General features: G+C 69.4%; 11 protein-coding genes. 3 read left to right on the top strand and 8 right to left on the bottom strand.

What is annotated here, in order from left to right; translation table 11 throughout:
• Positions 1–2: 2 nt before the first annotated feature.
• Positions 3–1,070 carry an ROK family glucokinase gene (locus QFZ52_RS05625; protein ID WP_307496647.1) on the bottom strand — a complete coding sequence of 356 codons (1,068 nt, stop codon included), beginning with the start codon at positions 1,068–1,070 and terminating at the stop codon, positions 3–5.
• Positions 1,071–1,249: 179 nt separating this feature from the next.
• Between QFZ52_RS05625 and QFZ52_RS05620 the strand changes: the two genes are divergently transcribed.
• A complete protein-coding gene (locus QFZ52_RS05620) occupies positions 1,250–3,061 on the top strand; it encodes an AMP-dependent synthetase/ligase (protein ID WP_307496646.1) in 1,812 nt (603 codons plus the stop codon).
• 94 nt (positions 3,062–3,155) lie between these two features.
• Here the strand turns inward: QFZ52_RS05620 and QFZ52_RS05615 are convergent, their stop codons facing one another.
• Positions 3,156–6,551: a pyruvate carboxylase gene (locus QFZ52_RS05615; RefSeq protein ID WP_307496645.1), complete on the bottom strand. Its 3,396-nt coding sequence runs from the start codon at positions 6,549–6,551 to the stop codon at positions 3,156–3,158.
• Between the two features lie 416 nt (positions 6,552–6,967).
• On the opposite strand from QFZ52_RS05615, the gene QFZ52_RS05610 reads away from it, so the two are divergent.
• Complete coding sequence (locus QFZ52_RS05610) at positions 6,968–7,738, top strand: ParA family protein (protein ID WP_278268830.1); 771 nt, start codon at positions 6,968–6,970, stop codon at positions 7,736–7,738.
• Between the two features lie 130 nt (positions 7,739–7,868).
• On the opposite strand, the gene QFZ52_RS05605 is transcribed toward QFZ52_RS05610, so the two are convergent.
• The 5 genes from QFZ52_RS05605 to gcvH form a co-directional block, all read right to left on the bottom strand.
• Complete coding sequence (locus tag QFZ52_RS05605; protein WP_066215540.1) at positions 7,869–8,459, bottom strand: MerR family transcriptional regulator; 591 nt, start codon at positions 8,457–8,459, stop codon at positions 7,869–7,871.
• 261 nt (positions 8,460–8,720) lie between these two features.
• Positions 8,721–9,278, bottom strand: coding sequence for a bifunctional nuclease family protein (locus QFZ52_RS05600; RefSeq protein WP_307496644.1), 558 nt, complete (start codon positions 9,276–9,278; stop codon positions 8,721–8,723).
• Complete coding sequence (gene ftsR / locus QFZ52_RS05595) at positions 9,278–10,006, bottom strand: transcriptional regulator FtsR (RefSeq protein WP_107003421.1); 729 nt, start codon at positions 10,004–10,006, stop codon at positions 9,278–9,280. The genes QFZ52_RS05600 and ftsR overlap by 1 nt, the downstream gene beginning before the upstream one ends.
• A gap of 13 nt (positions 10,007–10,019) precedes the next feature.
• Entirely contained in the window at positions 10,020–10,499 is a 480-nt protein-coding gene (locus QFZ52_RS05590) for an FHA domain-containing protein (protein ID WP_066215548.1), read from the bottom strand.
• A gap of 123 nt (positions 10,500–10,622) precedes the next feature.
• On the bottom strand, positions 10,623–11,009 hold the full coding sequence (gcvH, locus tag QFZ52_RS05585) for a glycine cleavage system protein GcvH (protein WP_066215551.1): 387 nt from the start codon (positions 11,007–11,009) through the stop codon (positions 10,623–10,625).
• 109 nt (positions 11,010–11,118) lie between these two features.
• Here gcvH and QFZ52_RS05580 point away from each other — a divergent pair, with 109 nt between their 5' ends.
• Positions 11,119–11,760, top strand: a complete 642-nt coding sequence (locus QFZ52_RS05580) for a hypothetical protein (RefSeq protein ID WP_307496640.1) — start codon at positions 11,119–11,121, stop codon at positions 11,758–11,760.
• 73 nt (positions 11,761–11,833) lie between these two features.
• Here the strand turns inward: QFZ52_RS05580 and QFZ52_RS05575 are convergent, their stop codons facing one another.
• On the bottom strand, positions 11,834–13,060 hold the full coding sequence (locus QFZ52_RS05575; protein ID WP_307496639.1) for an amidohydrolase family protein: 1,227 nt from the start codon (positions 13,058–13,060) through the stop codon (positions 11,834–11,836).
• Positions 13,061–13,070 lie beyond the last annotated feature (10 nt).

The following is a 13,070-nucleotide window of genomic DNA, read 5'->3' as shown; positions in this document are numbered from 1 at the left end:
GCTTAACCGCCAGCGCGGCGCGGCCTCGGCCCGGAACCACGGGCGCTCCACGGCGCCTTGAGCGCCGGCGCACCGCGCAAGGGAGCCCGGCGTGCTGCGTTCCGCGCGAGGTCCGCTGCCCCCACGAGCCCGGCATCAGGACCGAGTTTCGCCAGGGCGACCCGCGCCACCGGCCGGAAACCGCGGCCCGTGAGATTCCGGTGGAACGTCCGCTCCGCGGCGTCGAGCAGCAGATCCCCCGCCGTGGACAGGCCGCCGCCGATCACGAAGGTGCCGGGGTCCAGAGCTGCGGCGAGGTTGGCCAGGCCGAGCCCGAGCCACTCGCCGACGTCGGCCACGAGTTCGCGGCTCTGCGGATCGCCTTCGAGCGCCAGGCGGGTGATGAGCGCCCCTGTGATCCGGTGCACGTCGCCGTGCGCGGCGGCCAGGATCTCCTGGGCCATCGGGGAGTTGGCCGCGGCCAGTTCACGAGCATCTCGGCCCAGGGCGTTGCCCGAGGCGTACTGCTCCCAGCAGCCGCGGTTGCCGCATTCGCAGCGGTGTCCGCCGGGAACCATGATCGCGTGCCCGAACTCCCCCGCGACGCCGAACCTCCCCCGCTCCAGGCGCCCGTCGTTGACCATGGCCCCGCCGATCCCGGTGCCGAGGGTGATGCAGACGAGCCGGGGCTCACCCTGCCCCGCCCCAAAACGCCACTCGGCCCAGGCGGCGGCGTCCGCGTCGTTGACCACGTGGACGCGCCGACGCAGCTTCTCCTCCAGCCGGGCGCGCAAGGGCTCATTGCGCCAGGCGAGATGCGGGCTGAAGAGGACCGTGCCGCCGTCGAGGTCCATCCAGCCTGCCGCGCCGATGCCCACCGGGGCGCCGCGGCGGCCGCCGCTCAGCTCCTCGACGAGCTCCGCGATGACCTCCTCCACCCGCGCGGCGTCCTGCCCCGGGGTGTCACGGCGTTCCGAGCGGAGGATCCGGCCGTGCTGGTCCACCAGCCCCGCCGCCACCTTGGTGCCGCCGATGTCGATGCCGATGGCCAGCGACGGTCTGCGCGCGGCGCGCGGAATGGTGTGCTGCATGAGCCCATCTTAGGGAGGCGGACGCTAAGTTACTGGCGAGTAGATATAATGTGGATCACATCCCCCGAGCGCGGCAGCCCGCGTCGGGCCCGGACCTCCCGGCCTCTGACCCGCGGAATCTCCCGGGTACTAGGCTGGGTGCAAGCCCTGTCGGGGGACGGGATATCGAAGGAGCTATCGTGCGAGAATTCAGCATGCCGGCCAAGGTTCATCTGGACCCGGCCAGCAACATCACCGACTTCCTGCTGCGGCACGCCCGTGGTGACAGGAACCCGGCCCTCTTCGCCACCCGGGACGGCTCCGGGACCTGGCAGGACATCTCGGCCACCGAGTTCCTCGAAGACGTCTCGGCACTCGCCAAAGGCCTGATCGCCCACGGGGTTCAGCAGGGTGACCGGGTGGGCATCATGTCCCGCACACGCTATGAGTGGACCCTGGTGGACTTCGCCATCTGGTTCGCCGGCGCGATCTCCGTCCCGATCTACGAGACCTCCTCCCCCAGCCAGGTGGCCTGGAACCTGGGCGACTCCGGCGCCGTCGCCGCCTTCGCCGAGCAGGCCCACCACGAGCACGCCATCCGCGCGGCCGTCCGCGCCGAGAACCTGGACGGCATGCGCCACGTCTGGCAGATCGAGAGCGGCGGGCTCGACGAACTCCGCACCGCCGGAGCGAACATCAGCGACGCCGAGCTCGAGGAACGCCGCAGCAGCTCTTCCCTCGACAGCATCGCCACCATCATCTACACCTCCGGCACCACGGGACGTCCCAAGGGCTGCGAGCTCACACACGGCAACTTCGCGGAGCTCTCCGACAACGCGCTCGCCCAGCTGGGGGTGATCGTCAACCAGGGCGCCTCGACCATCATGTTCCTGCCGCTGGCACATGTGTTCGCCCGGTTCATCTCGGTCCTGGCCGTGGCCGCGGGCTCGCGCGTGGGCCACACCCCGGATGTGAAGAACCTCCTTCCGGATCTCCAGAGCTTCCAGCCGACCTTCATCCTGGCCGTGCCCCGCGTCTTCGAGAAGGTCTACAACTCGGCGCTCTCCAAGGCCGAGGACGGCGGCAAGGGCGGCATCTTCCACAAGGCCGCCGAGACCGCGATCGCCTACTCGCGCGCACGGCAGAACGGCAAGGTGGGCCTGGGGCTGAAGCTCAAGCACACCCTGTTCGACGCGCTGGTCTATAAGAAGCTCCGCGAGGCCATGGGCGGCCACGTCACCCATGCGGTCTCCGGCGGCGGACCCCTTGGTGAGCGCCTGGGCCACTTCTTCAACGGCATCGGCCTGCTGGTGCTCGAAGGGTACGGCCTCACCGAGACCACGGCGCCCATCACGGTCAACACGCTGGACCTCAACCGCATCGGCACGGTCGGCCCCCCACTGCCCGGCAATGCCGTGCGGATCGCGGACGACGGCGAGATCCTCGCCAAGGGCGTCTGCGTCATGCGCGGTTACTACAACCGCCCCGAGCTGCAGGAGGAGGCGTTCACGGACGGCTGGTTCCGCACGGGCGACATCGGCGAACTGGACGAGCAGGGCTTCCTCCGCATCACCGGCCGCAAGAAGGAGATCATCGTCACCGCAGGCGGCAAGAATGTGGTGCCCGCCCTGCTGGAGGACCAGATCCGCGCGGACGCCCTGGTGTCCCAGGTCCTGGTCGTGGGCGACAACCGGCCGTTCATCGGGGCCCTCGTCACGCTCGACGAGGAGGCCCTGCCGGGCTGGCTCGAACGCCACGGGCTCTCCTCCGGCCTGTCCCTGGCCGACGCGGCCCGTGAGGACAAGGTGAAGGAGGCGGTGCAGCAGCTGATCTCCAAGGCCAACGAATCCGTGTCCCACGCCGAGGCCATCAAGTCGTTCCGGATCGTCACCGAGGACTTCACGGAGGCGTCCGGCCACCTGACCCCCTCGCTGAAGGTCAAGCGCGCGCAGGTGGTCAAGGACTACTCGGACGTCATCGAGGAGATGTACTCCGCGCCCAAGCCCGCCTGAGCGGCGGACGCCACGCACGACGGCGGCCCGGCACCTTCTGGTGCCGGGCCGCCGTCGTGCGTGGGTGCCCGGTCACCCCGGGCGCCCACCGGCGTCAGCCGACGACGAGCAGCAAGTCGCCGCCCTGAACCTGCTCGATGGCGGAGATCGCCAGGCGCTGCACCGTTCCCGCGACGGGCGAGGTGATGGAGGCCTCCATCTTCATGGCCTCGATGGTGGCGACGGCGTCGCCCGCCTCGATGGTGTCCCCCACCGCCACCTTGAGCGAGACCGCGCCCGCGAACGGAGCCGCCACCTGGCCGACGACGGCCGGGTCGGCCTTCTCGGCGGCCTTGACGTTGCTGGTGACGGAGTGATCCCGCACCACGACCGGACGCGACTGGCCGTTGAGCTTGCACAGCACGGTCCGCATGCCCTTCTCATCGGGCTCGGAGATGGCCTCCAGGCTCGCGATGAGGCGGACGCCGCGCTCCAGTTCGATGACGTGCTCCTCGCCGCGCTGCAACCCGTACAGGTAGTCACGGGTGGCCAGGACCGAGAGGTTGCCGTAGCTCTCCTGGCTCCGGAGGAAGTCCTTGGTCGGGCCCGCGAAGAGCAGCCGGTTCAAGGTGGCGCGGCGGGTCTCGGAATCGCCCTGCAGCGCCTCCGAGTCCTCCGCCTTCAGCTCCACGTCCCGGGGCTTCACGGCACGGCCCTGCAGCGCCTTGCTGCGGAACGGCTCGGGCCAGCCTCCGGGCGGGTTGCCGAGCTCGCCGTTGAGGAAGCCGATCACCGAGTCCGGGATGTCGAAGTTCTGCGGGTTCTCCCGGAACTCCTCCGGGTCCGCGCCGAGACCCACGAGGTGCAGGGCAAGGTCGCCCACCACCTTGGAGGACGGCGTGACCTTGACCAGGCGGCCGAGGATCCGGTCCGCGGCGGTGTACATGTCCTCGATGGCCTCGAACCGCTCTCCGAGACCGAGCGCCATGGCCTGCTGACGGAGGTTGGAGAGCTGGCCGCCCGGGATCTCGTGCTGGTAGACACGGCCGGTGGGTGCTGCGAGTCCCGACTCGAAGGGTGCGTAGACCCTGCGGACGGCCTCCCAGTACGGCTCCAGGGCGTCCACGGAGGACAGTTCGAGAGCCGTCTCCCGCGGCGTGTGCGCCAGGGCGGCGACCAGCGCGGACATGGCCGGCTGGCTCGTGGTGCCGGCCAGGGCGGCCGAGGCGACATCCACGGCGTCCACGCCGGCGTCGACCGCGGAGAGGAGCGTGGCGAGCTGACCGCCCGCCGTGTCGTGCGTGTGCAGGTGCACGGGAAGGTCGAACCGCTCGCGGAGCGCCTTGACCAGGACCGCGGCGGCGGCCGGACGCAGCAGACCGGCCATGTCCTTGATGGCCAGGATGTGCGCACCGGCGTCCACGATGCGCTGGGCGAGCTCCAGGTAGTAGTCGAGGGTGTAGAGGTCCTCGTCCGGGTTCAGGAGGTCGCCGGTGTAGCAGAGGGCCACCTCCGCCACGGCGGTGCCGGTCTCGCGGACCGCGCGGATGGCGGGTTCCATCTGGTCGACGTCGTTGAGGGCGTCGAAAATGCGGAAGATGTCGATGCCGGTGGCCGCGGCCTCCTGGACGAAGGCGCGCGTCACCTCCTCCGGGTACGGCGTGTAGCCCACGGTGTTGCGACCGCGCAGGAGCATCTGCAGGCAGACGTTCGGGATGGCCTCCCGGAGCGCGGCGAGGCGCTGCCAGGGGTCCTCGCCCAGGAAGCGGAGCGCGACGTCGTACGTCGCACCGCCCCAGGCCTCCACCGAGAAGAGGCCGGGCAGCAGACGGGACACGGCCGGACCGGCCGCCACCAGGTCCCTGGTCCGCACGCGCGTGGCGAGCAGGGACTGGTGGGCGTCACGGAACGTCGTGTCCGTGACCGCGACGGCGGACTGCTCGCGCAGCGCCTTCGCGAAGCCTTCCGGGCCCAGTTCCAGCAGCCGCTGCCGCGAACCTGCCGGCGCCTCACCCTCGGGGACCTCCGGGAGCTTGACCTCGGGGCCCGTGCTGACGCGCGGCTCGCCATGCGGCTTGTTGACCGTGGTCTCGGCCAGCCAGGTCAGCAGCTTGGTGCCGCGGTCGGCCGAGGTGCGGGCCTTCAGCAGCTCGGGCCGCTCCTCGATGAAGGACGTGGCGACCTTGCCGGCCACGAAGTCCGGATCGTCCAGCACGGCCTGCAGGAACGGGATGTTGGTGGAGACGCCGCGGATGCGGAACTCGGCGAGGGCACGCCGGGCGCGGGCCACCGCGGCCGGGTAGTCGCGGCCGCGGCACGTGAGCTTGACCAGCATCGAGTCGAAGTGCGGGCTGATCTCGGCGCCGGAGTAGACGGTGCCGCCGTCGAGACGGACGCCGGCGCCACCGGCGGAGCGGTAGCCGGTGATCTTCCCGACGTCGGGCCGGAAGCCGTTGGCGGGATCCTCGGTGGTGATGCGGCACTGGAGCGCCGCGCCCTTGAGGCTCACGGTCTCCTGCGACAGTCCGAGGTCCGCGAGGGTGGCGCCCGCGGCGATGCGCATCTGGGCCTGCACGAGGTCCACGTCCGTGACCTCCTCGGTCACCGTGTGCTCCACCTGGATACGGGGGTTCATCTCGATGAAGACGTGCTGTCCGGCCCGCTCACCGGCGGTGTCGACCAGGAACTCCACGGTGCCCGCGTTGACGTATCCGAGTGCCTTGGCGAACGCCACGGCATCGCGGTAGAGCGCCTGGCGGATGCCCTCGTCCAGGTCCGGCGCCGGGGCGATCTCGATGACCTTCTGGTGACGGCGCTGGAGCGAACAGTCACGCTCGAAGAGGTGCATGACGTTGCCCTCGGCGTCGGCCAGGATCTGAACCTCGATGTGCCGGGGCCGCAGCACGGCCTGCTCCAGGAACATGGTCGGATCACCGAACGCGGCGTCCGCCTCACGCATGGCGGCTTCGAGCGCCTCCCGCAGATCCTCCGGCTTCTCGACGCGGCGCATGCCGCGGCCACCGCCGCCGGCGACGGCCTTGGCGAAGATCGGGAACCCGATCTCCTGCGCGGCGGCCAGCAGCTCCTCGATGTCCCGGGACGGCTCGGACGACTTCAGGACGGGCACCCCCGCCTTGCGGGCCGCGGCGAGAGCGGCGACCTTGTTGCCCCCCAGTTCCAGGACGTCCGCCGGTGGACCGACGAAGGTGATCCCGGCGTCGGCTGCCGCACGGGCCAGCCCGGGGTTCTCGGAGAGGAAGCCGTATCCGGGATAGATCGCATCCGCACCGGCCTCCTTCGCGACCCGGACGATCTCCTCCACATCGAGGTAGGCCCGGACCGGATGTCCCTCTTCGCCGATCAGGTACGCCTCGTCCGCCTTCTGGCGATGGATGGAGTTCCTGTCCTCATGAGGGAAGACCGCCACTGTCTTGGCGCCCAGCTCATAGCCGGCGCGGAAGGCCCTGATCGCGATTTCGCCGCGGTTGGCCACCAGTATCTTGGAAAACATGCTTCTCCGTACGTCACAAGCCGGGTTGTTCCCGTGCCCCAAGTCTGACCATGTGTCACTCACCACACAAGGAGTGGTGACTGCTATCACAGTAGCGGCCTGAGGTGGCCGTTCGCTCGCCCGCGAAGCGACTGTGACACGGGAAGTCCGGGCCGCGGCGCCCCGCGGCCCGGGTGTGTCGCGGCGGAGTTCCGGGACGGCTCGACAGCTGACGGCGCACCCCGGAGGAAGTCTGCACGGATGCCGCCTCGCGTGCCGTCCGCGACACACGGGTCCGGCTCCCGCGACGCAATCCGACGGACGGAGCTCCGCCCGCCCCTATGATGGAAGGTGATGCCACCTTGCGGAGACGGTCCATGGACCGCGGGGCCGGCAGAGAACACCAAGTGTCGAGTTACAGGGGTGTGGGTTCAGAAGTGCGAGTCGTAAGCGTCAGCAGTCTCAAAGGTGGAGTGGGCAAGACCTCTGTCACCACGGGATTGGCATCCGCTGCACTGGCCGCTGGTGTCCCCACCCTCGTGGTGGACCTCGATCCCCACGCCGACGCCTCCACCGCTCTCGGAACCAGCGCCGGCCGGGTCACGGACATCGGCAGGCTCCTGAAGACCGCACGGCGGGCCCGGCTGGCGGATCACCTCACGCCGAGCTCCTGGGCTGACGGACAGGGCACCCTGGACGTGGCCATCGGCTCCGCGTACTCGGGCATCTATGACCGCCCGGATCTGGGCCGTCGCGACCTCCGCCGTCTCCGGCAGCTGCTGGAGCCTGTCACCGGCTACGATCTGGTGCTCATCGACTGCCCGCCGTCCCTGAACGGTCTGACCCGTATGGCGTGGAACGCCAGCGACGACGTCGTCCTGGTCGCCGAACCCGGGCTGTTCTCCGTCGCCGGCACCGAGCGGACGCTACGCGCCATCGACATGTTCCGCCGCGAGTTCTCCCCCCGCCTCAACCCCGCCGGAATCGTGGCCAACCGTGTCCGTCTCGGCTCGAGCGAGCACATGTACCGCCTGGACGAGATGCGTTCCATGTTCGGTCCCCTGCTCCTGGAGCCGGTGGTGCCGGAACTGGCGAACTGGCAGCAGATCCAGGGTGCAGCGCACGCCGTGCACCAGTGGCCGGGCGACTCGGCCAAGGGCGTCGCGGCCGTCTACGATCAGCTCCTCGCGGCCATCCGCAAGGCCTGACGCCGGCCGCGGTCAAGATACCCACGGCATCGAGCGCAGCACCGCGCCGAGTGCGGCGCAGCACCTCACAGCACAAAGCGAAGGCCGGCCCGTCTGAGACGGGCCGGCCTTCAGCGTTTCCGGGAAGAGATCAGCTGATCTTCTTCTGCGCCCGACGGCGGCTGAGTTCGTCCTCGGGGAAGTCCTGGGACAGCGCGTGCTCGCTCGGCAGCTCCGCCAGGGTGCCTTCGACCTCACGCCAGACGCGGCCCACGGCGATGCCGAACACGCCCTGGCCGCCCTGGACCAGGTCGATGACCTCGTCGGCGGAGGTGCACTCGTAGACGCTGGCGCCGTCGCTCATGAGCGTGATCTGGGCGAGGTCCTCGACGCCGCGTTCCCGCAGGTGCTCCACGGCGGAACGGATCTGCTGGAGGGAGACGCCCGTGTCGAGAAGGCGCTTGACCACCTTGAGCACCAGGATGTCCCGGAAGCTGTAGAGGCGCTGGGAGCCGGAACCGGCCGCGCCGCGCACCGTCGGCTCCACGAGACCCGTCCGGGCCCAGTAATCCAGCTGACGGTAGGTGATCCCGGCCGCCTTACAAGCGGTGGGACCGCGGTAGCCGGCGTCCTCGTCCAGGAGCGGCAGGTCCTCGCTGAACAGCAGCCCCTGGGCGCCCGCAGCGGGGGCAATGGGTGCGCCTGCGTGCTGGCGCTTGCCCGCGTCGCCTTTCGGACTCACGTCTTCCTCCTCTTCAAGGGTTCCCGGGGTGCGAAGCGCCGGACCGGCGGCTCTGCTCACACGGGAAGTCACACCGCCCTGGGGCGGCCCCTGCTTCCAGTGTGAACGGCTCGATGCCGGGTGGCAATGGGAACCTGATACTTCGACGTTAGGGCCGCGAGGCCCCCAGGTCAAAGACGTTCGGCGCTTTTTCGTGCCGTGTCGAAACTTTAACGCTGAACTTGAAGCTTAAGGCGGGCTCGGGACGGCCCGGAACCCGGCTCAGGGCTCGAAATCCTCGGGTTCCACGCCATTGAGGAATTCGCGGAACTGACGGAGTTCCTGCTCCTGCTCGGCGGTGGCGGGGGCAGCACTCGCCGTGGCTTCGTCCTGGTCCTCGTCCTCGTGCACACCGGCGGGACGCGCGACCTCGGCGTCCTCGTCCTGGATCTCGATGAGGACTCCCGCGTCGTCCAGGACCTGCTCGGCGCACCAGATCCGGCAGTGGCTGCGGAGAGCCAGCGCGAGAGCGTCGGAAGCACGCGAGCTGACGCTCGTGCCGTCGTCGAACTGCAGCTGGGCGTAGAAGACCGAGTCCTCTACGCTCACGATCGTCACGGACACCAGGGAACGGCCGAGGGCCTGGATGACGTCCAGCATGAGGTCATGGGTGAGCGGACGCGGCGGGACGACGCCCTGCTGAGCCAGCGCGATGGCACTGGCCTCCGGAGGACCGATCCAGATGGGGACATGCCGCTCCCCCTTGGTCTCCTTCAGAAGCACCAGAGGCTGGTTGCCCGGAAGCTCGATCCGGACTCCGACCACCTCGACCTCGATCATCACTTCTCCAATCGGGAGATCTGGCCCTGGATGACGGCCTGGTGAAGGTCCTGCAGGAGACCGCTCAGCTCACGGGCGGCGTCGGCGGTGCGGGCGCGGGAGCCCGAGTCTTTCCGCGAGGCCAGCGGCGCCACGGCCCGCTCGATCAGCGCGAACTCCCGTTCGGCGGCGGCCAGCACGGGCCGCAGGTGGCGGGGTTCCAGACCCTGGGCCTCCAGGCGGGCGCAGCTCACGGTCACCTGGAGGGCGTACTCGTCGAACTGCCCGCCCTCGTGGGTGATGATCCCGTAGTCCAGGAGCTCTTTGACCAGGCGCACACTGGCACCGGACTCGGCGCGCAGCTGGGACTCGCTCAGCAGTCGCGAGCGGCCGCGCAGGGCTTCGGCGGGATCCTCGGACACCAGCTTGGGCGAGAGCTTCATGCCGCCCGGCAGATTGTCCGGACGCTCCCCGCGGTCGATGGCGTCGAGGTAGTCGCGGATCACCTTGAGCGGCAGGTACTGATCCCGCTGCAGGGCCAGGACGAAGCGCAGCCGCTCGACGTCGGCCTCGCTGTACTGGCGGTACCCGGCAGGGGTCCGCTGGGGCGTGATGAGCCCCTTCTCCTCCAGGAAACGGATCTTGGAGGCGGAAATACCGGGAAAGTCCTCGTTCAGCTGAGCGAGGACTTCTCCGATGTTCAGGACGACGGCGGCACCTTGGCGCCGGCCGGACTGTGCAAGTGCCACGTTACGCGGCGCCTCAGTCCTGGCCGGCCGGGCGTGCCGGGCTCGGGTAGTAGTTCAGCCGGAACTTGCCGATCTGCACTTCCACTCCGCTCTTGAGCAGCACGCGGTCCACACGGTCGTGGTTGACGTAGCTGCCGTTCAGGCTGCCGGTGTCCACCAGCTCGTAGCCCGCAGGGGTGCGCACGAACTCGGCGTGCTTGCGGGAGACGGTGACGTCATCCAGGAAGATCTCGGCATCGGGGTGGCGCCCGACGGTCACGCGGTCCGTGTCCAGCAGGAAGCGCGCCCCGGCGTTCGGGCCGTGGTGTGCGATCAGCAGAGCGGACCCATGCGGCAGGGCCGCGATGGACGCGATGTCCTCCGGACCCAGTTTCGGGTCGGCCGGCACCACGTCGGAAAGGACCGGAAGGTACACCGAGGTGGTGTCCGTGGACTCGCCCTCAAATGCGGCTTCGTCTGCGGGTTCGACGGGGACCGATGGTTGTTCAGACATCGGGCGGCTCCTCACTCTTCTCGCCTCGGCGGGGGGTTCTTTCCCGGATCCTCCGGTGATGGATCCGGGAACGGTGCGTGCTGTCCGGGACCAGTCGTCCCGGACAGCACGGACAACTGCTTTCTAGCCTACCTGCTGACCGTACGCTTCGGCGCTGAGCAGGCCCGACAGTTCGTCCGCACCGGCGATGCGGACCTCGAAAAGCCAGCCGGCGCCGTACGGATCGGAGTTGATGAGCGCCGGATCAGCGTCCAGCGACTCATTGCGGGCGACGATCTCACCCGACACCGGGGCGTAGATGTCGCTGACGCTCTTGGTGGACTCCACCTCGCCGACGACGTCGTTGGCGGTCACGGCGGTCCCTGCCTCGGGCACCTGTGCGTACACGACATCGCCGAGCGCGTCCTGGGCGAAATCGGTGATGCCGACTCGCACCACACCGTCCTGCTCCGTGCTCGCAACCCATTCGTGTTCGGCGGTGTAGGACAGCTCTGCGGGGATGTTGCTCATCGCCTGGCCTTTCGTCTGATTCTGGTGGTCACCTGGATCACGGCAACCGACGCTGAAAGTATAGGCACATTACAAGCCTCAGTGGCCGGGCACGTGCCATGATGATCCCATGAGTGAACAGAGCGGCTCCATCACGCCTCCGCCCACGTCAGGGCAGGGACAGGCACCCCGATCCTCATCCGCCGGGAAATCCAGGACCCTCACCTGGATCATCCTGGGCGCCATCCTCCTGGCTGTGGCGGTGATCGCCTACTTCATCGCGGCGGCCGTCGTCCCGGTGGAATGGGCCAAGAACATCAACGGGCAGGCGGGACCCGGCTCCGGCGGTGTCTTCCTCGGTCTGGGGTACGGCCTGATCCTGACCTTCCTCTCCCTGTGGATCGCCTGGCAGGCCACGCACAAGAAGATCACCTGGCCGTGGAAGGCCGTGATCCTGGTGATCGCCGTGGCCGTGTCCACCCCGAACCTCCTGACGGCGGGCATCGCCTGGGGCAGCTCCAACGCCGCGCACAACGCCCAGCGGATCATCGGCACCGGACCCACGTGGTTCCCGCTGTGGAGCGGGATCGGCGCCATCATCGGCGCGGTCCTCTTCATCGTGGCCCTCGTGCTGTGGAAGCTGTGGCGGCGCCGCGGCCAGCAGGCGAAGCTGTACAAGGCCGTGGAGAAGCAACGGCTGCTCGAGGAGAAGGAGGCGGCGCGTGCCGCCGCCAAGGCCCAGCAGGCCCAGGAGCGCCGGCAGGAGCCGTAAAACACGCCGACCACGACGACGGCCCCCGCACCTCAGGTGCGGGGGCCGTTCCCGTGTTCCCGTCGTCGGGCCGTCAGTAGCCGGTGCCGCCCTCGACCCGGCACTGATCGGCGACCACGCGGCCGCGGTGCAGCACGGTGCGGTCACTGCCGCGGTCCATCACGGCGCTGGTCACGGTCTCGCCGTCCACCAGCACGACGTCGGCGCGGTCACCGACGTCGAGGCCGGGACGGTCGTCGACGCCCGTCAGGCGGGCCAGGGAGTGGTCCATGATGCTCGCACCGCCCCGGGTGGCGACGGCGACAGCGTGTTCCACCAGACGGTCGGCCCGGAAGCCGCGGGTGAAGGCGAGCTGCCAGGTGCGGTCCAGGAGATCGCAGTTGCCATAAGGACTCCAGTAATCCCTCTGGCCGTCCTCCCCCAGCCCGACGCGCACCCCGGCGGCCGTGAGGTCCTGCAGGGGAAGCTGGCCGGCCGCGGCGGGCGCCACGGTGGTGAGGGAGATGTCCAGTTCCGCCATGCGTTCGATCAGGGAACGCGTCGTGGCTTCGGAGGACCCGCCCAGCGTGTACGCGTGGGACAGATTGACCTTGCCCTGCATCCCGAGCGCCCGGGTCCGTTCCATGATCAGCTCGGTGCTGAAGATCGCGAGATCCGTGGGTTCGTGGAGGTGGACGTCCACTTCGACCTGGTACTTCTCGGCCAGCCCGAAGACGATGTCCAGGTGGCGGACCGGGTCCCGGTCCAGCTGGCACGGATCGATCCCGCCCATGACGTCGGCGCCCTGCCGCAAGGCCTCCTCGAGCAGTTCCGACGTGCCCTCTTCCAGGAGGATGCCCGCCTGCGGGAAGACCATGATCTGGACCTCCGCCTGCCCGGCGAACTTCTCCTTCGCGGCCACCACGGCCTCGTACTTCTCCAGGCCCGTGTCGACGTCCACCTGGGCGAAGGACCGGACCCGCGTGGTGCCCCGCCCGATCATGCGCTCCAGCGTCCCGGCCACGCGCTCCCCGAGCGGGATCTCGGCCGAGCGCCAGTTCTCCCGGTCGTTGCTCATCATGCCCCACACGCCAGGACGGCCCGTGTGCTCGCGGAACGGCAGCCCGATCCGGGTCGAGTCCAAGTGCACGTGGACGTCGCTGAAGGCGGGCAGCAGCAGGCGGCCCCGGCCGTCGACGATGTCCTGCCCGGCTTCAGCCGCCACATCCGGCTCGTGCGGCCGGACCGCGGCGATCAGCTCGCCGTCGAGCAGGACATCAGAGGCGGGGCCGCCCCAGGGACGGACGTTGCGGATCAGCATGGTCACCTTT

The sequence above is a fragment of the Arthrobacter woluwensis genome (assembly GCF_030816155.1).
GTDB lineage: Bacteria > Actinomycetota > Actinomycetes > Actinomycetales > Micrococcaceae > Arthrobacter_E > Arthrobacter_E woluwensis_A.
The sequence above is the reverse complement of the archived record's forward strand: the minus strand, read 5'-3'. Positions and strand labels throughout refer to the sequence as shown.